Source organism: Janthinobacterium sp. GW822-FHT07H11, from assembly GCF_058798615.1.
In genome coordinates, this window is sequence record NZ_CM179507.1 from 350189 (window position 1) to 372593 (window position 22405).

The window sequence follows — 22405 nt, forward strand, 5'->3', positions numbered from 1 at the left end:
GAAAGGACATCGTATGGCATTCAACACCCCCCATGCACTGCAACCCTACTGGGACCTGGCTGTCGCGCCGGTCCAGGCGGACGCGCTGGCCGCCGCCCTGGAACTGGACATTTTCGAGGTGCTGGCCACGCCGCACACGCCCACGCAGCTGGCCGACGCCTTGTCGCTGCATGCGCCGCATACGGCCCTGCTGCTGGAATTACTCTGGAGCATGCAGGTGCTCGAACGCGACGGCGCCACAGGCACGGGCGACAGCGAATCGAGCTACCGCTGCACGGCGACGAGCTTGCAGTATTTTTGCCGTGCCTCCGTGGCCTTTTGCGGCGATGCCTGGCTGTACCGGCTGCACGCGCTGCGCCATTTCGCCACGCAGCTGGGCACGCTCGTGCGCGAGGGCGGCAAGGCCTCGCCTTCCCCCGGCAATATCGCCAATGGCGTCAACTGGGCCACCGCCGCGCAGCAGCAGATCGGCCAGGAACAGCGCGCCGTCACCATGCGCGCCGCGCTGTCCGTGATGGAGCGCATCGCGCCGTTTGCGAGACGCGATACGGCGCTGCGCCTGCTGGACCTGGGCGGCGGTCCCGGCTGGGTGGCCATTGCGCTGGCACAAGCGCATGCGGGCTTGCGCGGCTGCGTCTTCGACTGGCCGGAAACGGTGGCCGTGGCCGCCGCCAATATCGCCCATGCGGGCCTGTCGGAGCGCCTCGATACCATCGGCGGCGACCTGGAAAGCGACGCTATCGGCAGCGGCTACGACATGCTGTGGTGCTCATCCGTGCTGCATTTCGTTCCCGACATGCCGGCGGCCCTGCGCAAGATGCATGCGGCCCTGCAACCGGGCGGCGTGCTGGTGTGCGTGCAGGCGGAAATCGCCCCGACGCCGGACGATGCGGCCAGGGTGCTGCCCTACTATTTGCCCATGCGTATGCTGGGACGCGCCGTCACCCGGCAAGGGGAACTGGCACGGCACTTGCGCGACGCCGGCTTTATCCGCATCGAGCAATACCAGGCCAGCGACTTCCCCATGGCGCCCGTGCAAGTGTTGATCGCCCGCAAGGATGGACTGTGAAGCCGGCCCTGCGCGTCACGCTGCTGCATGCGCTGTTCGGCTGGCTCAACCTGTCCCTGACGGCGCCCGGCATCTATCTGTGGCTGGGCTTGCCGTTAATCATGCGCCAACATGGCTGGTCCGGTCTCGATATCGGCCTGTTCCAGCTGGCAGGCTTGCCGGCACTGTTCAAGTTCGCGCTGGCCTTGCCTGTCGAATGCCTGCGCGGCCCGGCCGATGCCGGCACGCAGCGCTACCGGCCCTGGGCGATTGCGCTATGCCTGTTGCTGGCGGCGGTGATGCTGCTCATGGGATGGCGCGAACTGCTGCACAGCCGCGGCGAACTGTTCGCGCTGGCGTGCGCCGTCGCCTTGCTGACCACCTGGGCCGACATACCCGTCAATGCGCTGGCCATCCGCGTGCTGCCCGAAGCACAGCGCCTGCGCGCGGGGGGCATCCGTTCCGCAGCCATGTCGCTGGGCGCCATCGTGGGCGGCGGCGTCATGCTGTTGCTACAGACGCGCTGGGGCTGGCGCGCGCCATTCTGGCTGATGGCAGCCGCGATTGCCGTCGGCGCGGCGGGCCTGGTCCTGCTGGGGAAAACGGCAGGCACGCCCCATGCCAGCGACGCCACAGCGTCCCCGGGAGCAGACTGGCGCGGCTATTTCGCACAGCCAGCCGCATCGCGCTGGAATGCCTTGCTGCTGCTGTGCTTTCCCTTTATCGGCAGTGCCTGGTTTTACCTGAAGCCGCTGCTGCTCGACCATGGTTTTGCAGCCCAGCAAGTGGCGCTGATCGCCGGTGTCGGCGGCGGCGGCGTGGCGGCGCTGGCCAGCCTGCTGGCCGTGCGCATAACGCAGTGCATCGGCGTCGCCACGGCCTTGCCCGCCGTGACGCTATTGAGCCTGCTGGCGCTGCTGGCCCTGGTGCTGGCCGTGCTGCTGCAGGCGCCGCCGGCCGGCTTCATCGCCGCCGCCCTGCTGGTGGCGCTGGCCATGGGTGCGGCGGCCAGCCTGGCATTCGGCCTGATGATGTATTTCGCACGGCCCGGCCATAGCGCCGCCGATTACGGCCTGCAGGCGAGCCTGTTCGCGGCGGGCCGCCTGCTGGTGCCGCTGGCGGCCGGCGCCCTCCTCGACCAGATCGGCTATGGCGGCATGCTGCTGGCGCTGGCCGTGGCGATGGCGGGCGTGACCATGCTGGCATTCGACAGCCGCGCGCTGATCGCCCGGCAAGCGGCCAGTTGACCCTGCCCCGGCGTATCGCCACGGCGTCGCAGACGCGGCGCCAACGGCGCGCCTGCCGCCCGCGCTGGGGCCGGCAAATGCCGGCGTCCCGCGGCGCCGGATCATCGCATCACTGTTCGACAAAAAAACCGTCAGTTTCCGGTGATGCAATCTTCAAGCGGCCCGTTCCAACACAGTAAAAAGGATGGGCATTGATGCCTGTCAATCCAAAAACACAGGTCTCGCCACCAATGAATTCGTCGATTACGGCAGCAATCACAGCGCTATTGGGGGCAGCTTGCTGCAAGTCCTTGAACCACGCGTCGGCATACTCCCCGGCAGGAATCTGGCCCACATGCGCATAGCTGCCCAGGGAAGCATGATCAGCCGCATAAATAAAGCATTTGTCGTAGCCAGCGGCGATTGACGCCAGCAGCATTTGCCGGTAACAGCGTTCGGTGCCGACCGCAGTCATATTGGCTGGCCCCCATGTATTTTTATCGGTGCTACCTGTCATATTGAACTCGGTATTCCATACGGGGCCGGTCCATCCAACCCTGGCGACAGCCCACTTCACGCGATTGCCGGTCAAGGTCAGGTCGCCGATGATAGTGTTGTTCGGGTAAGCAGCATCGGCTGCCGGGTTGCCGTAACCGGCCTTATCCAGCAAAGCCTTGTCCACCGTCTTGCTGTCAGGTGGAGCACCCGGCCCACCGCGCCGGGAAAACGACCCATAATTGTGGTGGGCCAGGACATCGATGTAATCTTTGCCGGTCTTGCCGGCACCATCCCCCCGGTTCCCCACAGTGACCGGATGCTGGGCACTGGCATTCAAGAAAGCTGCGGCAAGAGACGCTTCCCCTCCCTGAAACGGCGGACTGCATACCAGGATCGCCAAGCCCTTCTCGGCGACCAGATCCTTGGCGAAGCGACACAATACCGCCAGATTATTTATAAAACCGGTACTGTAGGTGCTGGCATTGCTCGCAAAATAATCTTGCGAATCAAAATAACTAATCGGAATATTAGTTGCCGCAAAATAGTCCGGCCCAGCTTCATTCGCTACTTCCAGCGCACCCAAGGTATCGCCATACACGCTGGCGACATCGAGCAAGGCGCCAAGGAAATTTTTAATACGCACGTAATAAGCAGTGGAATTCGCCGATAAAAACTCGCCAGTGGACAAGCCTTGCTCTACGAACATTCCGGCTTGCCCATCTTTCGCCTCCACATACGTCATGCTGTTCAAACTCAAGTTCAGCAGTACGCGCACACCCTTGGCACGGGCACTGCCTAGCAAAAGCTGTAATTTGGAAAAATCATAGGAGCCGTCCGGCCTGAGCATGCCTGTGTAAAATTTCTGGCCAGTCTTTTTCCCATATTGGCTGTTGGGGCGACTCCCAATATTTGCGGTGAGGCCTGCCGACGTAAAAATTCCCTCGAATATGCGGCCGTGGATATTCGGATCAAAGGCACGGACCCAGCCTATACGTCCATCGTATTCCGTATGCCAGCGGGAAGGATTATTGGAATAAAAAAAACCGGGCTTGGCGGGATTCACCGAGGGATCGTAGGGCCAGCGAATGTAATGGATACCAAAATCGTCTTTGCTGAGTTCACGGCGGGCAGAAATGGCTGCAGGCGCCGGTATATTTCGAATCGTTTCCACCGGGCCATCCGGTTGCTGCGCCACTACCACGACAGCACGTTCACTGTCATAAGAAAAACATATGGATGCAGTGCCTGTCTGTCCCACATAACAGTTCATCCAGCTTAACTCGGCTGGCGGAGTCAGGCCCGCCAAAGAATGGCCTTCTGCAAAGTTTGCCGCCAGGGCACGCGTTTTGCGTACGATGTCATGCAAATGTGCTGCCACGTTCGTGTTCAAATTGAAATACACGTCTTTCGCGCCATCAACACTAACGCCAGCGCTGCTGAAATACTGACCTGCAGCCATAATGCCCAGTTGTCGAGGATCCATTGCATTGTTTGTGAAAAACATTTTCGCGATATCGAATCCGCCAGAACCGGCAGCATCAGGACCAACGATGACGTCGCCGCCAATGGCAGCGTACGTCCCGCTCGCCATGGCAGGGCCACTCATGCCATACACCGTCGCCAGGCGATTATCTGGCGGCATGGCGACCAACGGCGCCCACAAGATGGATAGCGAGCCCGCATGAACCTGCGCGCTAATTTCCTGTCCATTATTAACGGCAAGTATTTGCTCCGTGCCAGCGATAGCATTCCTGCGTAAAAAGATCCAGACCCAGCGTCCCGTTTTGGCAAATGCGGAATACTCGGAGTTCGCCCCCTGACGTGCGGCAATCACTTCGGAAGACTGTCCGACAAACTTGGGCATGAGAAGGCGAATACAACCGGGATTCGCGAACGACGGCCCTTCATAGCCCAACCATAGAGGTGGTCCCGCCGCATTCGCCACCGTCAGAAGACGCAACGGCTTCGGACCAGGCGCTCCATCCTGTATTCTGACCAAGATACCCAAAGTCCAGGCGGAACCCGACAAATCCACCGCAGGCAGCGTGACCGTGGACCCCATCGCCGATAGTCGCAAGGTTTGCTGCAGTAGCGAAATATAGACATCGGTATTGCTCAATCCATCACCATTGCTCACGTCAACAACGCCCGCGCTTGCGCCATTGTTCGGCATCTGCAAAGTCAGCGTTGCCGCTGCACCCGCGATCGACTGCAGCACCTGCGCACCGCCGCCAAGCCGGAATACATTGGTCACCGCAGTATTGGCGCCAACGGACCTGCCCGACGGATTGGCGGCGTGGGCAGGCGAAAAGAATCTGCCCGGCGACACGGCCCCCATCGTCAGCGTTGCTACACCTATTCCTGTTTTGAACAGAAAATGCCGTCGGGATGGTCGATACATAGGGAAATACCTGCATGACAACTAACTGGTTTAGCGCAGCCGGATGGATAGCACATCAAAAAATATTATCATAATTAATTGCATTTATTGCACTTTTCAATGGCGATATTTCCAATGCCAACAGTAAGGCAGGTCCGATACTGACGCCAACCGCCGCCGCCCCATCGCTCCATCGCTCCATCGCCTATGCGATCGGGCAGCCGGCCGACGTGGATGTCAATGAAATCGTGCTGCGCCCCGCGGCGCTGGCGTCTTAAGCGGCATCCTGTTGCAGCGACTCGATGATCAGGCCGGCCAGGCGCTCGACGGGCGGCCTGGGCACGGTTGATGCGTGCAGCAATTCCAGCGACAGCGGGGGCAGGGCCGGCAAGCCCGCCGCCACAGGGTCGAGCGCACGCACGGAAGGCGGCAAGCCCAGGCCCGTGCGCACCGTCACGCCCAGCCCTGCGGCGGCGGCGGCCCACAGGCCGGCCAGGCTGGGACTGGTAAACGCGATGCGCCAGGCGATGCCCGCCCGGTCCAGCGCCTGCGTGGCGCAGCGCTGGAACAGGCATTCGCGGTCGAACATAATCAGGGGCAAAGGTTCGCCCGGCTCCGCTTGCCATGCCAGGCTGGACGAGGCGATCCAGCGCATGCCCGGCTCGGCGATGCGCTGGCGCTGCTGCGGCGGATACTCGGCCACGTCGGCGATGCAGGCGCCACCCCACAGCAGGGCCAGGTCCAGCTGGCCCATGGCGAGCCGGTCCATCAGTTCCGTGTTGCGCGCCACGTGCGCCTCGATGCGCACTTTCGGATGCGCGCGGGCAAAGCGCCCCAGCACCTCGGGCAGCAAGGCTTCGCCGAAATCCTCCTGCAAGCCGAGCTTGATCCAGCCGTCCAGCTCCACGCCGCGCAGGGCGACGGCCGCCTCATCGTTGAGTTCCAGCAAGCGGCGCGCATAGCCGAGCAAGACCTCGCCGGCCGGCGTCAGCGCCAGCCCCCGGCCATCCTTGCGGAACAGGGGCAGGCCCGCCTGCTCCTCGAGTTTTTTCAGCTGCGCGCTGACGGCCGACGTCGAGCGGCCTACCTTGTCCGCCGCGCGCGCAAAGCTGCCCAGCTCGATGCCAGCCACATAGCTGCGCAGGAAGGCGATGTCGAAATTAAGCAGGCTCATGGGGCAAATGCAATCGTTCGGTTTTATGAGATGGTGTGGCATAAATTATCTGATATTCAAAACGATCGTACTGCGCAACACTGTCAGGGTCAACCACTTTCCTCTCCCTGCCATGAACACCAGTTGCCAAGCCATTCCTGTTCCTGTCCCCGTCGCCGCGCCCGTGCTGGGCACCGCCCACCGCTGGAAAGTGCTGGCCGTCGGCGTGGCGGCCAATGCCAGCTTTTCCGCCGCCGCCAACGGCATGCCCACCACGGCCATCTGGCTGCGCAGCGGCTATCACCTGAGCAATACGGAACTGGGGGTGGCGCTGGGCGCCATGGGCCTGGGCGTGGCCCTCACCGAACTGCCGTGGGGCATGGCCACCGACCGCTGGGGCGACCGGCCCGTGCTGCTGACGGGCTTGCTGGGCACCATGCTGGCGCTGCTGGCCCTGCTGTTGTGGATCACGCCGCACGGCGGCGCGGTGCCGCCCTTATGGGCACTGGCGGCGGGCTTGGCGCTGGTGGGCGTGCTGGGCGGCAGCGTCAACGGCGCCAGCGGCCGCGCCGTGATGCGCTGGTTCGGCCCGGGCGAACGCGGTTTCGCCATGAGCATCCGCCAGACGGCCGTGCCGCTCGGCGGCGGCCTCGGCGCCCTCATCCTGCCCAGCCTGGCATCGCGCTATGGCTTCATGCCCGTGTTTGGCGCCCTGGCCCTCGTATGCGGTCTGTCGGCGTTTTTTACGTGGCGCTGGATGCATGAGCCCGATTTCTCTGCCGAGGCCGCCACGGGGCCGCAGAATGCGTCCACAAGCCTGTCCGGGGGCAAGCCGCCGCCGCCAGCGCAAGGTCCGCTCAAAAACCGCAAAGTCTGGCGCATGGTGGCCGCCATCGGCTTGCTGTGCGTGCCGCAGTTTGCCGTGCTCAGCTATGCCACCGTCTTCCTGCACGACCATGGCCACCTGGGCCTGGCCGCCATCACGACCGTGATGGTGGCCCTGCAGGCGGGCGCCATGGTGATGCGCATCTGGAGCGGACGCCACACGGACCGCCACGCGAACCGGCCCGCTTACCTGCGCGGCTCGGCCCTGGTGGCGCTGGCCGCGTTCGTCTTGCTGGGATGCATCGCCTGGCTGGAGGCGCCAGGCTGGCTGTTGATGGCCGCCGTGGTACTTGCCGGCATCGCCGTGTCCGCCTGGCATGGCGTGGCCTACACGGAGCTGGCCACGGAAGCGGGCGGCGCCAGCGCGGGCACGGCCCTGGGCATGGCGAACACGGCCGTCTACGTGGGCCTGTTCCTCACGCCGATGGCCATCCCGCACCTGCTGGCGGCCAGCAGCTGGCCCGTCGTATGGTGGCTGGCGGGACTGGTGGCGCTGCTGACCTGGCCCCTGTTTCCCAAGGCTCAGGGCAGCACGCTGATCCGATAGACGCAGCGCATCGCATTGGCCAGCACGTGCTGTTCGCGCACGATGCTGGCGTTCGGTCCCACCACTTCCTGGAACAGCTGCAGTTCGGAGCGGCAAAAGCCCTGGCAGGTGCGCGCGGCGGCGCAGATGGGGCAGTGGTCTTCGATCAGCAGCCAGTCGTCGCCATCCGCTTCCACGCGCGCCATATAACCCTCTTCATCGCGCACGCTGGCCAATTGCCGCAGCCGCGTGGGCAAGTCCGGCGCCGAGCACGCGAGCGCATACGCGCTGCGGCTTTCCTCTTCGCGCTGCGTGATCAGTTTATCCAGCCCCGCCTCGCCGAACAGCTGGCGCACCGAGCCGATCAGCTTGATCGTCAGCTGCGCATGCGTGTCGGGAAAGCGCGCATTGCCCGCCTCCGTCAAGACCCAGTTCTGGCGCGGCCGTCCGGCGCCCGCCTGCGCCTGCTGGCGGCCCTCGATCAGGCCCGCCGCCACCAGCTTTTGCACCTGCTGGCGCGCCGCCTCGCCCGTCATGTCCAGGGTCTTGGCCAGGGTGGCCGTGGAGACGGGTCCCTTGGTCTTGATGAAATACAGGATGCGCTCCGTCGTTTGCGGCGCCTCGCTATTATCCAAACGTTTACTTGTGTAATTCATTTCGCTCAACTATCATGGGGCCAGTTAACCAACTAATTGCTTGCATAATAGGCCGGTAGCTCCCCGCTGTCGAGGAATTTCCACGCCTGCATGCCGGCAAGGTACTCTTTTGACAGGATTTTCCCATGCAACTGTCTCACTCCATCTGGCTGTTTCACGTCATCCTCGCCACCGGCCTGGCCACCTGGCTAAGCCTGGCCGCCATCAACAACCTGCACGCCTTCCACGGTTCCGTCTGGGCCATCGGCAACACCATGCGCATGGACCCGCTGCGCCAGGACCCGACCATCCAGACGCCGCTGCTGCGCCGCGCCCTCACCTCATTGACCTTGCACCGGCTGGCGCTGGGCGTGGTGCTGGCGCTGCAGTTGCTGGCGGCCATCGCCGCCTGGACCGGCGTGGCGCTGTTGCTCGGCGACGGCCTGGCCGCCGCCTTGCCCTGGCTGAACCTGGCCCTGTGCGCCATGGCCGCCTTCTTGCTGCTGATGCACCTGGGCGGCCTGTGGTTTGGCTACTGGATCGCGCAGGAAGGCTTGCAGACGACGCACCTGGTGCTGCTGCTGTGGACCATCGCCCTGTTTGTACTCTTCAACGCGCAGCGGACCTGACCAGCCTCCGCTGCGCCTCTTCTTTTCTCCCTTTTACTGCTGTAAAGGACTTCATCATGAATACGAAAATCGTCGGCGCTTCCGCGCTGGCCATCACGCTCGCCATCGCGGGCGCCGCCCTGTATCCCCGGGCAGATTCGCATGCGGCCGATGCCGCCGCCTACCCGGCCACCAAGGTGGCGCTGGTGCCCGTGGTGCTGGGCACGCAGGAACGTTTTTTTACCGGCGTGGGCGAACTGGAAGCGGCGCGCCAGGTGCAGGTGGCCGCTGAAACGGGCGGCCGGGTCACGCACATCCTGTTCGAATCGGGACAAAGCGTGGCTGCCGGCGCCGTGCTGGTCAAGCTCAATGATGCGCCGGAACAGGCGGCCCTGCTGCGCCTGCGCGCACAGCTGAAGAATGCGGAAAGCAGCCATGCGCGCACCGCGCAGATGGTCAGGGAAAAGGCCGCCACGCAGGAGCAATTGGATAGCGCCCTGGCCGCGCGCGACGCGGCACTGGGCGAAGTGCGCCAGACGGAAGCGCTGATCGCGCAAAAGACCATCCGCGCACCGTTCGCGGGCCAGCTGGGCATCCGCAAGGTGCACGCGGGCCAATACCTGAACGCGGCCGATGCCGTCGCCAGCCTGATCGATACGAAGTCGCTGCTGGTGAACTTCGCGCTCGATGAACAGAGCAGCGCGAAGCTGGCGCCGGGGCAGGCCGTGCAAGTGCTGGTGGACGCCTATCCGGGCGACGTCTTTACGGCGAAGATCAATGCCATCGATCCGCTGATCGCCCGCTCGCGCATGGTGCAGGTGCAGGCGGCGCTGGGCAATCCGCGCGGCGCCTTAAAAGCCGGCATGTACGCGAATGTGCGCGTGGCGCGCGAAGCGGGCCGGCAGTTGACGGTGCCGGAAACGGCGGTGACCTACAGCGCGTATGGCGACACGGTGTTCGTCGCGCAGCAGGAAGGAAAACAGCCGCTCACCGTCAAGCGCGTGGGCGTCAAATTGGGCGAGCGGGCAGGGGGCCGGGTGGAAATCACCAGCGGCCTGCGCGAAGGGCAGCGCGTGGTCGCCTCGGGCCAGCTGAAGCTGGCCGACGGCATGGCCGTGCAAGCCGTGGCCAACACCCTGGACGAGGCCAAGCGCGCCGCGCCCAAGGCCGGTTCTTGAGGGAAGGCCGTCACCATGAAATTTACCGACTTATTTGTGCGCCGCCCCGTGCTGGCGCTGGTGATCAGCACCCTGATCTTGATGCTGGGCGTGATCGCCATCAAGCAGCTGCCGATACGCCAATACCCGATGCTCGAATCGTCCACCATCACCATCGCCACCGCCTATCCGGGCGCGTCGGCGGAACTGATGCAGGGCTTCATCACGCAGCCGATCGCGCAGGCCGTGTCGTCCGTGGAAGGCATCGATTACCTGACCTCGTCCTCGGTACAGGGCAGCAGCAAGGTCACCGTGCGCATGGAGCTGAACCGCGATTCCACGCAGGCATTGACGGAAGTCATGGCCAAGGTCAACCAGGTGCGCTATAAATTGCCGGAAGGCGCATTCGATCCCGTCATCGAACGCTCGGCCGGCGAGTCCACGGCCGTCGCCTACGTCGGCTTTTCCAGCGACAGCGTGTCGGCGCCGGCCCTGACCGACTACCTGGCGCGCGTGGTGCAGCCGATGTTTACCACCATCGAAGGCGTGGCCAAGGTGGAAGTCTATGGCGGCCAGCAGCTGGCCATGCGCTTGTGGATAGACCCGGCCAAACTGGCCGCGCGGGGCCTGACGGCCGCCGACGTGGCCGACGCCGTGCGGCGCAATAACTACCAGGCGGCGCCGGGCAAGGTGAAGGGGCAGTTCGTCGTCTCCAACATCAGCGTGAACACGGATCTGACCAGCGTGGCGGAGTTCCGCGACATGGTCGTGCGCAAGGGCGGCGAGGCAAAGGACAGCGCTGCCCTCGTGCGCTTGAAGGACGTGGGCACGGTGGAACTGGGCGCCGCCGCCACGGAGACGAGCGGCATCATGGATGGCGTGCCGGCCGTGTACCTGGGCCTGCTGCCCACGCCGGGCGGCAACCCGCTGGTGATCGTCGACGGCATCAAAAAACTGCTGCCCGAAATCCAGAAAACCCTGCCGCCCGGCGTGAAGGTCGAACTGGCATTCGAGACGGCGCGCTTCATCCAGGCCTCCATCGACGAGGTGGCGCACACCCTGCTCGAAGCGCTCTTGATCGTCGTCATCGTCATCTATTTGTGCATGGGTTCCCTGCGCTCGGTGCTCATTCCCGTGGTGACGATACCGCTGTCGATGCTGGGCGCGGCGGCGCTGATGCTGGCCTTCGGCTTCAGCATCAATCTGCTCACTTTGCTGGCGATGGTGCTGGCCGTGGGCCTGGTGGTCGACGACGCCATCGTGGTGGTGGAAAACGTGCACCGGCATATCGAGGAAGGCAAGACGCCGGTGGCCGCCGCGCTGGTCGGCGCGCGCGAAGTGGCCGGCCCCGTGGTCGCCATGACCATCACCCTGGCGGCCGTGTATGCGCCGATCGGCATGATGGGCGGACTGACAGGCGCGCTGTTCAAGGAATTCGCGCTGACCCTGGCCGGCGCCGTGGTGGTGTCGGGCGTGGTGGCGCTGACCTTGTCGCCCGTGATGAGTTCCTTCCTGCTGCAATCGAAGCAGACGGAAGGGCGCATGGCGCGCGCCGCCGAGCATTTCTTTGGCGGCCTCACGGACCGCTATGCGCGCCTGCTGGACCGCTCGCTGCACCACCGCTGGATCAGCGCCGGCTTCGCCCTGCTGGTGATGATCAGCCTGCCCTTCCTGTACCTGCTGCCGCAGCGCGAGCTGGCGCCGGCGGAAGACCAGGCCAGCGTCTTGACGGCGATCAAGGCGCCGCAGCATGCCAACCTCGATTACGTCGAACGTTTTTCATACAAGCTCGATGATATCTACAAAAATATCCCTGAAACGGATTCGCGCTGGATCATCAACGGCGGCGAAGGCCCCGCGTCCAGCATCGGCGGCATCGTCCTCAGGCCATGGGCCGAGCGCGCGCGCAACGCGGCCGTCATCCAGGCCGAACTCCAGCACGCCGCGGGCGACGTGGAGGGCACCAGCATCTTCGCCTTCCAGCTGGCGCCCCTGCCGGGATCGAGCGGCGGCCTGCCCGTGCAGATGGTGCTGCGCAGCGCGCAGGACTACGCCACGCTGTTCCGCACCATGGAAGACGTCAAGCAGCGCGCGCGCGATAGCGGCCTGTTTGCCGTCGTCGACAGCGACCTCGATTACAACAACCCCGTCGTCAAAGTGCGCGTGGACCGCTCGAAGGCCAACAGCCTGGGCATCCGCATGCAGGACATCGGCGAATCGCTGGCCGTGCTGGTGGGCGAGAATTACCTGAACCGCTTCGGCATGGATGGCCGCGCCTACGACGTCATCGCGCAAAGCCCGCGCGAACAGCGGCTCACGGCGCAGGCGCTGACGCAACAGTACGTGCGCGCCGACGATGGCAGCCTGCTGCCGCTGTCGGCCGTGGTCTCGGTGACGGAACAGATCGAACCGAACATGCTGGCGCAGTTCAACCAGCAGAATGCGGCCACCTTCCAGGGCGTGCCCGCGCCCGGCGTGACCCTGGGCGACGCCGTCGCCTTCCTCGACGGCGTGGCCAAGACCCTGCCGCCCGGCTTCAGCTACGACTGGCAGTCGGACGCGCGCCAGTTCGCCACGGAAGGCAATGCCCTGCTGCTGGCCTTCCTGGCGGCCGTCGTCGTGATCTACCTGGTGCTGGCGGCGCAGTACGAAAGCCTGATGGACCCCTTGATCATCCTGATCACGGTGCCGCTGTCGATCTGCGGCGCGCTGATACCGCTGGCGCTCGGCTACGCCACCGTGAACATCTACACGCAGATCGGCCTGGTGACCCTGATCGGCTTGATCAGCAAGCACGGCATCCTGATGGTGGAATTTGCCAACGAATTGCAGGTGCATGAACAGCTCGACCGCATCACGGCCATCCGCAAGGCGGCGCAGATCCGCCTGCGCCCGATCTTGATGACGACGGCCGCCATGGTGGTGGGCCTGGTGCCGCTGCTGTTCGCGTCCGGCGCGGGCGCCAACAGCCGTTTCGGCCTGGGCGTGGTGATCGTCTCGGGCATGTTGATCGGCACCTTCTTCACGCTGTTCGTGCTGCCCACCGTGTACACCTTTCTGGCCCGCCGCCACACGGCCGACCATGCCACGCCGCGCGCGCGCGACCTGTCGCAGGCGCTGGCGCACAACGAGATCCTGAAGGACCCATCATGAGCGCTCCCCGCTACGTTTTCTCCTGTTTACCGTTGCTGCTGGCCGCTTGCGCCGTCAGCCCCGCCTATGTCACGCCGGGCACGCCCGACGTCCAGTTGGCCAGCCCGCAGCAGGCGCAGTTTGCGCCAGCTCAAGCGGCCACCAGGGACGCCGCCTGGTGGACGTTTTTCGACGATGCGCGCCTGTCGCAGCTGATCGCCAGCGCGCTCGAACACAACCTCGATATCGCCCAGGCGCAAGCGAATCTGCTGGCCGCGCGCGCCGTCTTCGACGAGCGCCGTCTCGATGAACTGCCCACCGTCACGGGCCAGGCGGGCTGGCAGCGCACGGTGCGGCAAGACACGCCCGACAGCCGCGCCGCCACGGCGAATACGCGCGTGGGTTTCGATGCGCAATGGGAGATCGACCTGTTCGGCCGCCTCGCGCACATTTCCCGCTCGGCGCAGGCGCGCGCCGACGCGGCGCAGGCGGACTTGCGGCAGGTGCAGCTGACGATCGCCGCCGAGGTGGCGCGCAATTACTACGAGGCGCTGGGCTACCAGCAAAACCTGGCGCTGACGCAGGCGCAGATACAAAGCTGGCGCGATACGGTGGCATTGACCGACGCGCGCATCCGCGCCGGCAGCGGCTTGCCGGAAGAGCGCCACAATGCGCTGGCCAACCTGGCGCGCAGCGAGGCGGCCTTGCCGCCCTTGCAGGCGGGGTTACGCCAGGCGCAGTACCGGCTCGATGTGCTGAGCGGACAAGCGCCGGGCGCCATCGCCCTGGCCACGGCGCCGCGGCAGGAAGCGCCGCTGGCCGGCCAGTTGCCGCTCGGCGACGTGAACCGCCTGATCAAGCAGCGGCCCGACGTGGTGCGCGCCGAGCGCCTGCTGGCCGCCTCCAGCGAAGACGTGGGGGCGGCCACGGCCGACCTGTATCCGCGCCTGAGCCTGGGCGGCTTCCTCGGCTTCTTCGCGCTGCGCGGCAGCGGCGTGTTCGATGGCGGCGCGCGCGCCTTCGAAGTGGCGCCCTCCGTCAGCTATCCGGCCTTCCGCCTGGGCAGCGTCAAGGCGCGCTTGCGCGGCACGCGGGCCGAGGCGCAGGGCGCGCTGGCGCGCTATGAACAAACGATGTTATTGGCGCAGGAAGACGTGGAAAACGCCGTCACGCAGCTGGCGGAAAACCAGGCGCGACTAGCTTCCCTGCTGGCATCGGCGCGCCACGGCAACGCGGCGCTGGGCATCGCCAGCACGCGCTACCAGGGCGGTGCCGGCAGCTACCAGGCGGTGCTGGAAAACCAGCGCGCCTTGTTCGATATCCGGCGCGAAGCGCTGCAGGCGGAAACGGCGTCCTACATCGATGCGATCGCCCTGTACAAGGCGCTGGGATGGGGGCACACTATGTGATCTTTTAAGCTCGTAAAGGCACGCGATGTTCACGCAAGGCAGCTGGCTGAATCCACCGGAAAATTTCACCCGCGACGCGGCGCAACTGCGCGTGACGACCGATGAAAAAACGGATTTCTGGCGCAAGACTCAATATGGTTTTATCCGCGACAGCGGCCACTTTTTCGGCACGGAAGTCACCGGCGATTTTACGGCGCAGCTGCACGTGGCGGCGCAGTATTGCGCGCTCTACGACCAGGCCGGCATGATGGTGCGCATCGATGCGCAACACTGGATCAAATGCGGCGTCGAATTTTCCGACGACCAGCTGCTGTTGAGCACGGTATTGACCTTGGACAAATCGGATTGGGCCGTCAGCCTCGCGCCCGCCATGCCGGACGGTTTCTGGCTGCGCGTGACGGTGGAAAAGGGCGTGATCCGGGTGCAGTATTCGACCGATGGATCACGCTGGCCGCTGCTGCGCCTGGCGCCGTTTCCCGAGGCCAGCCACTACCGCGTCGGCCCCATGTGCTGCACGCCGGAACGCGGTGGGCTGGAAGTGGTGTTTTCGCAGTTTTCCACCGGTCCCGCGCTGCAAAAAGCGTTGCATGATTTGAGCTGATTTTCCAGCATACCATCACCGCTGTTTATTCATGCTGGTTGAGCGAGCGGTGCACGTCTTTCGACTCGTTGCGCCCCGGCCTGTCATCGGCCAGCTTGCCCGCTTCGCTGTGCGGCTGCTGGGCCACGCCCTTGACGTGGTCGCGGTGTGCCGGCTGGCCCAGCGTGGGCATGTTTTCCTGCTCCACGGCGCCGGGCTCACGCCGTGGCGTGATCACATTGTTCGCCCAGTGGCCGCTGGCGACATTGCCGCTGGCGGGCTTGCCGCCGCCCTGGTTGGCATAGGCGTCGCCGTCCGCCTTGGCGGCATCGGTCTTGTCCATGCGGCGATTGTGGGTCTGGTCCGCGGGCTTCAAGGGGATATCGTTCATCGCGCTTCTCCTGCCAATAGTCGATAAAATCCCATCTTGAGCCGATAATTCCTACTGCGCAGCCAGCGCGCGCCTAGTCTTCCTGTAGGAAAATGCCGCGCGCGGCGCTGCTTTACGCAGTCGCCGGCGCCGCCCACGTCTCGTGCAGATGGCGCCACAGCAGGGCACCGGCAGGCGTTTTTTCATACACGACGGTCGACAGCCGCTCCGTGTTTTCTACGCCGGGCATGGACTGGAATTCGCGGTAGGAGACGGTGGCGCCAGCCGCGCTTTCCTGGATTAAAACGAGGTCGGAAAGGCGCATCTGCAGGCCGGGACGGCTGCCGCCGGCGGCGCGGAAAAACGTTGTCAAGCCGGCGCCATCGAGCTGCCTGCCGCCGGGCGCCACCATCGTGAAATCAGGCGAGAAACGCGCGAGCAAACCGGCGCAGTGTTCCGGTGCCGTGGCGACGCCGGAAAGCCACTCGCGGATCAGCACATGCGTGGATAAAACGTCGTCAAAATAAAGATTTGTAGAATTCATTTTTTGCTTGCTCCATGGTGATGTAAAAGGTCGAGAACGGCGCGATTGTCGATGCGCAGGCACAGCGCCACAGGCAATGCGCACGAAGCGGCGGCCAGCGCGAAACACCAGTGAAAAACCCGCGCCGCGCGCGCCTGCAGGGCAGGGTCGTCCAGGGTGGCGATGCCCTGCGCCGCCAGCATGCCGTTGAGCAGCACGCCGAGCAGTGCCACGCCCAGGCAAAAGCCGAGCTGACGGTTGATGTTCCACACGGCGCTGGCCTGGCTCAATTGCCCGTCCGGCGTGCGCAAGAAGGCCGTGCTTTGCGCCGTGCTGCTGCACAAGCCGCCGCCAAAACCCATCACGGCATATGCGCCGGCCAGCCAGAATAACTGGGCCGCCGAGTCCACCCGCAGCAGCATCAGCATGCCCGCCGCCTGCAGCAAGGCACCGGCGATGAACAGGGGCTGCGGCCCCACGCGGCGATAGCTTTTGCCGGTCAGCGCAATGGCCGCAAACGAGGCCAGCGCCCACGGCAGCATCAGCGCGCCCGCCGCCGACGCCGACATGCCCAGCACGCCCTGCAGGTACAGCATGGCCAGCAGGCTCACGCCCATGAAGACGCCCGGCACCAGCAGGTACATGAGCATGGCAATGCGCAGCAGCGGTTCGGCGGCCAGGCGCAGGTTGAGCAGCGGCGTCGATTTGCGCAGCGCGCCGCGCACATAGCCCCAGGCGCAGGCGGCGCCCAGCGCCAGCACGGCCGCGCCAGCGGCCACGTCGCCCGGCGTGCCCAGCATGGTCAGGCCCAGCAGCAGCAGCAAGATCGCCGTGCTGCCCGCCAGCAGGCCGCCCACGTCGAGACGCGGCACGGCCGCGCGCGGCGGGTCGGGGTGCAGCCAGCAGGCGGCCAGCAGCAGCGCCAGCGCGGCGAACGGCACGTTCAGGTAAAAGATCGCGCGCCACGACAGGCTGTCGACGATCACGCCGCCCAGGGCGGGCGAAAGGGCGGGCGCCAGCAGGCCGACCAGCATGATGACGGACGACAGGCCGGGGCGCTCGGCAGGCTGGTACAGCTGGTAGGTCATGCTCTGCCCCAGCGGAATGAGCAGGCCGCCGCCCAGGCCCTGCACGCAGCGCCAGGCGATCAGCGCCTCGATCGATGGCGCCAGGCCGGCGCCGATGCTGGCGAACAAAAAAGTTAGCAATGAAGCCATGAACACGGTTTTGCTGCCATAATAGGCAGCAAGCCAGGCGCTGGCGGGGATGACGATGGTCAGGCCGAGGATATAGCCGGTGCTGATCCAGGCCAGCTGCGCCACCGAGGCGCCAAACGCGTGGCCGATGTCGGGATAGGCCACGCTGGTGATGAACATGTTGATCAGGTCGACGAAAAACCCCAGCAGATAGATGGCTGCGACCTTTTTGCGGTAGTCCATGGTGCTCCGAATGGCAAACGGCCAGCTTAAGCGCCGCAGGCCATTTGCGTAACGGGCCAGCCCCGATTACACTGTCAAAGAAATTTTGACAAACCTCTGGAAGCCGCATGTTTACGCATTCTTATTTATGATCAGTCTCGACCGCCTGGGTATTTTCATCGCCATCGTCGACGCCGGCTCGCTGACGGCCGCCGCCGCCGTGCTGGGCCAGAGCAAGGCCGTCGTCAGTTTTAATTTGAAACAGCTGGAAGCGGAGCTGGGCGTGTCGCTGCTCACGCGCAGCACGCGCAGCCTGGCGCTGACCGACGTGGGGCGGCGCTTCTACGAAGATTGCCAGCGCGTGCTGAGCGAAGCGCACGGCGCCATCGAGACGGCGCGCCAGGGCCACGGGGGCTTGCGCGGCACCCTGCGCCTGACCACCACCGTCGAGTACGGCAGCCGCACGGTGATTCCCGCGCTGATCGCCTTCGCCGCCGCCCACCCGCAGCTGCAGATCCAGCATTCGTCCTCGTCCTCGCATGAAGACCTGATTTCGGGCCGCTACGACCTGGCCATCCGCATGGGTTCGCTCAACGATTCGAGCTACCGCGCCGCGCTGATCGAACCGTACGCGATCTGGCCCGTCGCCTCGCCCGCCTACCTGGCGAGCCTGCCCGGCCAGGGCATCGCCACCTTGCCCGACTTGCAGCGCGCGCGCTGGCTGGCGCACAGCAGGCTCAGCTCGCCGCTGCGCTGGGACGTGCGCACGCCCGACGGCGGCATGGACTTTGCCGCCCAGGACGACGCCGTCATCCAGTCCGACTCCGCCTCGGCCCTGCTGGGCTTTGTCCTCGGCGGCTGCGGCGTGGCCCTGCTGCCGCAGTGGCTGGTGGAAGCGGAAGTGCGCGCGGGCCGGCTGCGCCACCTGCTGCCCGATGTCGTCTTTCCGCCGCAGGGCGTGTATGCCGTGTATCCGCATACCCAGCACATTGCGGAAAAAGTGCGCGCCTTTATCGACTTTTTGCGCGCCTTCGTCGGTACGCCGGACTGAGGTTCCACGTGGCGCCATGGCATCCATGTCACGCTGTAAACAGTTGTTGGACACAACGATTTCCAAAGGGCAAACGGGCGCCCCTTGCGCATTTCGCGGCCTACACTGCGGATAGTTTGTTCATCGATAGGAGACCATCATGGCACACACTTTGGCAGCAGTATTTGCGCAACGCGACGCGGCCGAGCGCGCGCGGCAGGAACTGATCACGGCCGGCCTGACCAGCGCCAACATCCGCCTGCACGAGGCACATGGCGATGGAGACATGCGGGAAGAGCGTCGCGACGACGACAGCCTGCTCGACAGCATCAAGCATTTCTTTACGGACCTGTTCGGCAGCCACGACGACCGCCACGTGTATGCGGAAGCCGTGCGGCGCGGCCATGTCGTGCTGACCCTGGAAGGGGCCAGCGACGCCGACATCCAGCGCGCCACCGACATCGTCGAACGCTACAGCCCCATCAACATCGACGAGCATGCGGACCACTGGCGCGCCAGCGGCTGGCACAGCGCCGGCGGGCACGCGCGCGACGACATGCGCCAGGGCGCCAGCATGCAGTCGGGCGCGCCATCGCAGCAGGGCACGCCCGTCGGCAATGTGAACCAGCAGGATGCCTCGTCACGGCAATTTGCGGGCAGCCTGCCGCAGGAAAGCCCGCGCGGCGGCGCCAGCGTGCGCCACTATCCCGGCGCCGACAACCTGCCGCGCACCAGCGACGACGACGAGCAGTACTACCAGGCCCACTGGAGCAGCGTGTACGCGGCCGGCGGCGCGCGCTTCGAAGACTACGATCCCGCCTACCGCTATGGCCACTCGATGGCGGGCAGCGACAGCTACCGGGGGCAAAGCTGGGAGCAGGTGGAGGCCGAGCTGCGCAGCAACTGGGAGCACACGTATCCGCAGTCGGCGTGGGACGACTTCAAGGCGGCCGTCAGGCATGGCTGGGAGCGCGTGACGTCCTGACGCCGCGCGCTGGCGGGTCCGCCCTGCGCGCGCCCGTCAGCGCCCTTCGCCGGTCAGCGTGAGGAAGTGGTTGAGGATGTGGAAGTGGTCTTCGAAGAACTGCTCTTCCATGTCCGGCAGCGACGTCACGGGCACCCATTGCGCCAGCGCCGCGTCGTCGGCCGCCGTCACGGCGGGCAGCTGGCGCGTCTGCAGGTCAAAATAATGCGCATGCGTGATGGTGCGCCCGCGCTGGCTGCGGTCCGGGTGGTCGAACACGGCCACGCCGACCAGCGACTCGACCAGGGTGGGCGCCAGCACGCCCAGCTGCGTCTCTTCGGCCAGTTCGCGGATGGCGCCCTGCAACAGCCGTTCGCGCGGCTCCAGGAAGCCGCCCGGCAGCGCCCACAAGCCCTTGCCCGGATAGCCGCCGCGCTTCACCAGCAGCACGTGGCCGCCCGTCTGCACCAGTGCGTCGACGGTGCTGAAGATGGGCGGATACGGCGCCGCGCGCCAGCGCGCCTTGTACGCTTCGATGGCGCGGTGCTCGTGCACCAGCGGCGCATACCACGGCAGCATGGTCCAGGCCTTCAGATACTGGCCGATGGCGGGCGGCAGCAGCTGCGCCACGGCGCTCAGCGACACGGCCACGTCCTCGGCTTCGAACAGCACCTTGCGGATGGCCGTCGCGCCGATCGGTGCGCCGGGGTCGATCTCCTGGTTCAGCAGCTGCCAGTGCGGGAAGTGGTGCAGATAATAGCTGGTGGCGTCCTTGAAGCAGGCGACCAGGGTCAGGCGCTGCGCCTGCGGCACCGCTTCCGCCACGGCGCGCCGCACGGCGTCGGCCCACAGGCCATCGTCGTAGTAATCGCGCACGGCCACGTAGCGCACGCGCGCACGCTGCGCCTCGGGCAGGGTGGCGGCGATCATGGCGGCCCGCTCCTGCCACGTAAACGGGTTCTTCGGGCTGCGCGCGTGGAAGGCCGAGCCGAGCACCACCACCACCTGCGATGCCGTGGCCAGCGCCGCCTGCAGCAGGCCAGCATGGCCATTGTGAAACGGCTGGAAGCGGCCGATCAGGATGGCCGCGTCAAAGGAAGGTACTGTCATGCGTCGTCTCCGGTGGGGTAGCGGGCGGCGATCGGCAATTGGCGCCCGCTGCCGAAGGCGCGCGAGCGCACGCGGATGATGGGCGCCGCCTGGCGCCGTTTGTATTCGTTGCGGGCGACCAGGCCGAGGATGCGCGTGACGAGCGCGCGCCCCTCGTGCGTCTCGCGCAGCTGGTCGACCAGGGCCAGCGCCTGCGCGCTTTCTTGCGCCGGCAGGCGGCGGCCCTCGATATGCCACTTTAAAATTTCATCGAGCAGCGGGTAGGGCGGCAGGCTGTCCGTGTCGCGCTGGCCCGGCGCCAGTTCCGCCGATGGCGGTTTATCGAGCACGGCGGCGGGTATCAGTGCGCGCCCGGCGCTGGCGTTCATATGGCGCGACAGGGCGAACACCTCCGTTTTATACAGGTCGCCGATCAGGCCCAGGCCCCCGTTCGTGTCGCCGTACAGGGTGCAGTAACCGACCGAGATTTCGCTCTTGTTGCCGGTGGTGAGCAGCAGGGCGCCAAAGGCGTTCGAATATTCCATCAATATCGTGCCGCGCACGCGCGCCTGCAGGTTTTCCAGCGGCAGCCCCTGCAGCTTGCCGTCGAAGGCCTGGGCATAGCCGGCTTCATATTGCGCCACGATGTCGCGTATCGGGTGCGTGTACAGGGTGATGCCGAGGTTGGCGCACAGGGCGACGGAATCGGTGACGGAGCCGGCGCTGGAAAAGACGGACGGCATGGTGATGGCCACCACCTTGTCGGCCCCCAGCGCCTCGACGGCCAGGGCCAGGGTCAGCGCCGAATCGATGCCGCCCGAGCAGCCGACGACGACTCGCGTAAAACCGCAGCGGCGCGCATAGTCGCGCAAGCCCAGCACGATCTGGCGCCGCGCAAACTCCACGGCGGGGATGCCGTCCGGATCGGGCACGGGGAAGGGCTGGCCATCGGATTGCGCGAAACGCCCATCGGCAAAACGCAGCAATTGGAAATCCTCGACGAAGCGGGCCGCCTCGAACTGCAGGCCGCGCGTGGGCGAAATGGCGAACGAGGCGCCGTCGAACACCAGCTGGTCCTGGCCGCCCACCTGGTTGACGAACAGCAGGGGCAGATTCACGCGCGCGCAGGCGGCGCCAAACACGGCGTGGCGCTGCGCGCGCTTGCCGATGTCGGACGGGCTGGCATTGATGCTGACGACGAGGTCCGGCCGCGCCGCGTGCAGGGCCTCGAACGGGTTGACGGCATAGGCACGGCCATCGTCGTTCCAGCCATCCTCGCAAATCATGAAGCCGACCTTGCAGTCGGCGATAGCGAGGGTGCAGGCGCCGGGCGGGCCCGGCTCGAAATGGCGGCCTTCGTCGAAGATGCCGTAGGTCGGCAGCAGCTGCTTGTAGTATTCGGTGACGATGCGCCCGTCGCGTATGGCCAGCAAGGCGTTGTACAGGGGCTTGCCGACGCCGGGATTGGGGCGCGCCGTGCCGAGGACGGTGACCAGTTCCGGCCAGCGCGTCGATGCCTGCAGCAGGCTATCGAGCGCCTGCTGCAGGCCGCGCAGGAAGGCGGCATCCTCGAACAGGTCGCCCGGGTAATATGCGCACAGCGACAGTTCCGGGCACACCAGCAGGTCGGCGCCATCGCTGCTGGCGCGGGCCATGCACGCGGTGATGGCGGCGACATTGGCGTCGAAGTCGCCCACCGTGGGGTTGAGTTGGGCGAGGGCGATGGTCAGCATGGTGATCCTTCAATTGGTTCCGCTTGAAACCACTATCCTGC

At 65.6% G+C, this 22405-nt stretch carries 18 protein-coding genes and 1 pseudogene; 11 read left to right on the forward strand and 8 right to left on the reverse strand.

Going from position 1 to position 22405, the window contains the following annotated elements; translation table 11 throughout:
* The first annotated feature begins 13 nt into the window (after positions 1 to 13).
* Together AC3RCJ_RS01505 and AC3RCJ_RS01510 are read left to right on the forward strand one after the other, a co-directional pair.
* Positions 14 to 1069 (forward strand): class I SAM-dependent methyltransferase, encoded by a 1056-nt coding sequence (locus AC3RCJ_RS01505; RefSeq protein WP_492962766.1) that lies wholly within the window; start codon positions 14 to 16, stop codon positions 1067 to 1069.
* Entirely contained in the window at positions 1066 to 2295 is a 1230-nt protein-coding gene (locus AC3RCJ_RS01510; RefSeq protein ID WP_492962764.1) for an MFS transporter, read from the forward strand. The genes AC3RCJ_RS01505 and AC3RCJ_RS01510 overlap by 4 nt, the downstream gene beginning before the upstream one ends.
* A 109-nt stretch (positions 2296 to 2404) precedes the next feature.
* Here the strand turns inward: AC3RCJ_RS01510 and AC3RCJ_RS01515 are convergent, their stop codons facing one another.
* Positions 2405 to 5173 carry a hypothetical protein gene (locus AC3RCJ_RS01515; RefSeq protein WP_492962762.1) on the reverse strand — a complete coding sequence of 923 codons (2769 nt, stop codon included), beginning with the start codon at positions 5171 to 5173 and terminating at the stop codon, positions 2405 to 2407.
* 158 nt (positions 5174 to 5331) lie between these two features.
* Here AC3RCJ_RS01515 and AC3RCJ_RS01520 point away from each other — a divergent pair.
* A pseudogene (locus AC3RCJ_RS01520) lies at positions 5332 to 5430 on the forward strand (oxidoreductase); the annotation flags it as partial.
* On the opposite strand, the gene AC3RCJ_RS01525 reads toward AC3RCJ_RS01520, so the two are convergent.
* On the reverse strand, positions 5427 to 6326 hold the full coding sequence (locus AC3RCJ_RS01525; RefSeq protein ID WP_492962760.1) for a LysR substrate-binding domain-containing protein: 900 nt from the start codon (positions 6324 to 6326) through the stop codon (positions 5427 to 5429). The pseudogene AC3RCJ_RS01520 and the gene AC3RCJ_RS01525 sit on opposite strands and share 4 nt — an antisense overlap.
* Before the next feature lie 112 nt (positions 6327 to 6438).
* Between AC3RCJ_RS01525 and AC3RCJ_RS01530 the strand changes: the two genes are divergently transcribed.
* A complete protein-coding gene (locus tag AC3RCJ_RS01530; protein ID WP_492962758.1) occupies positions 6439 to 7737 on the forward strand; it encodes an MFS transporter in 1299 nt (432 codons plus the stop codon).
* Here AC3RCJ_RS01530 and AC3RCJ_RS01535 read toward each other — a convergent pair.
* Positions 7713 to 8372 carry a helix-turn-helix transcriptional regulator gene (locus AC3RCJ_RS01535; protein WP_492962756.1) on the reverse strand — a complete coding sequence of 220 codons (660 nt, stop codon included), beginning with the start codon at positions 8370 to 8372 and terminating at the stop codon, positions 7713 to 7715. The two genes, AC3RCJ_RS01530 and AC3RCJ_RS01535, sit on opposite strands and share 25 nt — an antisense overlap.
* Before the next feature lie 125 nt (positions 8373 to 8497).
* Between AC3RCJ_RS01535 and AC3RCJ_RS01540 the strand changes: the two genes are divergently transcribed.
* From AC3RCJ_RS01540 to AC3RCJ_RS01560, 5 genes are read left to right on the forward strand one after another with little or no spacing between them, the layout of a single operon-like run.
* Positions 8498 to 8980, forward strand: a complete 483-nt coding sequence (locus AC3RCJ_RS01540) for a DUF2165 family protein (protein WP_492962754.1) — start codon at positions 8498 to 8500, stop codon at positions 8978 to 8980.
* 56 nt (positions 8981 to 9036) lie between these two features.
* Positions 9037 to 10137, forward strand: a complete 1101-nt coding sequence (locus AC3RCJ_RS01545) for an efflux RND transporter periplasmic adaptor subunit (protein WP_492962752.1) — start codon at positions 9037 to 9039, stop codon at positions 10135 to 10137.
* A 15-nt stretch (positions 10138 to 10152) separates the two neighbouring features.
* A complete protein-coding gene (locus AC3RCJ_RS01550) occupies positions 10153 to 13269 on the forward strand; it encodes a MexW/MexI family multidrug efflux RND transporter permease subunit (protein ID WP_492962750.1) in 3117 nt (1038 codons plus the stop codon).
* Positions 13266 to 14657 (forward strand): efflux transporter outer membrane subunit, encoded by a 1392-nt coding sequence (locus AC3RCJ_RS01555; protein ID WP_492962748.1) that lies wholly within the window; start codon positions 13266 to 13268, stop codon positions 14655 to 14657. Before AC3RCJ_RS01550 ends, AC3RCJ_RS01555 begins: the two co-directional genes overlap by 4 nt.
* A 25-nt stretch (positions 14658 to 14682) precedes the next feature.
* On the forward strand, positions 14683 to 15258 hold the full coding sequence (locus AC3RCJ_RS01560) for a DUF1349 domain-containing protein (protein ID WP_492962746.1): 576 nt from the start codon (positions 14683 to 14685) through the stop codon (positions 15256 to 15258).
* 25 nt (positions 15259 to 15283) lie between these two features.
* Here the strand turns inward: AC3RCJ_RS01560 and AC3RCJ_RS01565 are convergent, their stop codons facing one another.
* The 3 genes from AC3RCJ_RS01565 to AC3RCJ_RS01575 all read right to left on the reverse strand — a co-directional run bounded on the left by AC3RCJ_RS01565 (position 15284) and on the right by AC3RCJ_RS01575 (position 17569).
* On the reverse strand, positions 15284 to 15628 hold the full coding sequence (locus AC3RCJ_RS01565) for a hypothetical protein (protein WP_492962744.1): 345 nt from the start codon (positions 15626 to 15628) through the stop codon (positions 15284 to 15286).
* 112 nt (positions 15629 to 15740) lie between these two features.
* On the reverse strand, positions 15741 to 16151 hold the full coding sequence (locus AC3RCJ_RS01570; protein WP_492962742.1) for a hypothetical protein: 411 nt from the start codon (positions 16149 to 16151) through the stop codon (positions 15741 to 15743).
* On the reverse strand, positions 16148 to 17569 hold the full coding sequence (locus AC3RCJ_RS01575) for an MFS transporter (protein ID WP_492962740.1): 1422 nt from the start codon (positions 17567 to 17569) through the stop codon (positions 16148 to 16150). Before AC3RCJ_RS01575 ends, AC3RCJ_RS01570 begins: the two co-directional genes overlap by 4 nt.
* Positions 17570 to 17696: 127 nt before the next feature.
* Between AC3RCJ_RS01575 and AC3RCJ_RS01580 the strand changes: the two genes are divergently transcribed.
* Positions 17697 to 18599: a LysR family transcriptional regulator gene (locus tag AC3RCJ_RS01580; RefSeq protein ID WP_492962738.1), complete on the forward strand. Its 903-nt coding sequence runs from the start codon at positions 17697 to 17699 to the stop codon at positions 18597 to 18599.
* 139 nt (positions 18600 to 18738) lie between these two features.
* On the forward strand, positions 18739 to 19563 hold the full coding sequence (locus tag AC3RCJ_RS01585; RefSeq protein ID WP_492962736.1) for a hypothetical protein: 825 nt from the start codon (positions 18739 to 18741) through the stop codon (positions 19561 to 19563).
* Positions 19564 to 19599: 36 nt separating this feature from the next.
* Here AC3RCJ_RS01585 and AC3RCJ_RS01590 read toward each other — a convergent pair whose 3' ends face one another.
* Together AC3RCJ_RS01590 and AC3RCJ_RS01595 are read right to left on the reverse strand one after the other, a co-directional pair.
* A complete protein-coding gene (locus AC3RCJ_RS01590) occupies positions 19600 to 20652 on the reverse strand; it encodes a bifunctional nicotinamide-nucleotide adenylyltransferase/Nudix hydroxylase (RefSeq protein WP_492962734.1) in 1053 nt (350 codons plus the stop codon).
* Positions 20649 to 22364 carry an NAD+ synthase gene (locus AC3RCJ_RS01595; protein WP_492962732.1) on the reverse strand — a complete coding sequence of 572 codons (1716 nt, stop codon included), beginning with the start codon at positions 22362 to 22364 and terminating at the stop codon, positions 20649 to 20651. Before AC3RCJ_RS01595 ends, AC3RCJ_RS01590 begins: the two co-directional genes overlap by 4 nt.
* Between the last annotated feature and the right edge of the window lie 41 nt (positions 22365 to 22405).

Coding starts and splice junctions, on each gene's coding strand:
- AC3RCJ_RS01505 (WP_492962766.1), top strand. CDS start 14: ATGGCATTCAACACCCCCCATGCACTGCAACCCTACTGGGACCTGGCT.
- AC3RCJ_RS01515 (WP_492962762.1), bottom strand. CDS start 5,173: ATGTATCGACCATCCCGACGGCATTTTCTGTTCAAAACAGGAATAGGT.
- AC3RCJ_RS01525 (WP_492962760.1), bottom strand. CDS start 6,326: ATGAGCCTGCTTAATTTCGACATCGCCTTCCTGCGCAGCTATGTGGCT.
- AC3RCJ_RS01530 (WP_492962758.1), top strand. CDS start 6,439: ATGAACACCAGTTGCCAAGCCATTCCTGTTCCTGTCCCCGTCGCCGCG.
- AC3RCJ_RS01535 (WP_492962756.1), bottom strand. CDS start 8,372: ATGAATTACACAAGTAAACGTTTGGATAATAGCGAGGCGCCGCAAACG.
- AC3RCJ_RS01540 (WP_492962754.1), top strand. CDS start 8,498: ATGCAACTGTCTCACTCCATCTGGCTGTTTCACGTCATCCTCGCCACC.
- AC3RCJ_RS01545 (WP_492962752.1), top strand. CDS start 9,037: ATGAATACGAAAATCGTCGGCGCTTCCGCGCTGGCCATCACGCTCGCC.
- AC3RCJ_RS01550 (WP_492962750.1), top strand. CDS start 10,153: ATGAAATTTACCGACTTATTTGTGCGCCGCCCCGTGCTGGCGCTGGTG.
- AC3RCJ_RS01555 (WP_492962748.1), top strand. CDS start 13,266: ATGAGCGCTCCCCGCTACGTTTTCTCCTGTTTACCGTTGCTGCTGGCC.
- AC3RCJ_RS01560 (WP_492962746.1), top strand. CDS start 14,683: ATGTTCACGCAAGGCAGCTGGCTGAATCCACCGGAAAATTTCACCCGC.
- AC3RCJ_RS01565 (WP_492962744.1), bottom strand. CDS start 15,628: ATGAACGATATCCCCTTGAAGCCCGCGGACCAGACCCACAATCGCCGC.
- AC3RCJ_RS01570 (WP_492962742.1), bottom strand. CDS start 16,151: ATGAATTCTACAAATCTTTATTTTGACGACGTTTTATCCACGCATGTG.
- AC3RCJ_RS01575 (WP_492962740.1), bottom strand. CDS start 17,569: ATGGACTACCGCAAAAAGGTCGCAGCCATCTATCTGCTGGGGTTTTTC.
- AC3RCJ_RS01580 (WP_492962738.1), top strand. CDS start 17,697: ATGATCAGTCTCGACCGCCTGGGTATTTTCATCGCCATCGTCGACGCC.
- AC3RCJ_RS01585 (WP_492962736.1), top strand. CDS start 18,739: ATGGCACACACTTTGGCAGCAGTATTTGCGCAACGCGACGCGGCCGAG.
- AC3RCJ_RS01590 (WP_492962734.1), bottom strand. CDS start 20,652: ATGACAGTACCTTCCTTTGACGCGGCCATCCTGATCGGCCGCTTCCAG.
- AC3RCJ_RS01595 (WP_492962732.1), bottom strand. CDS start 22,364: ATGCTGACCATCGCCCTCGCCCAACTCAACCCCACGGTGGGCGACTTC.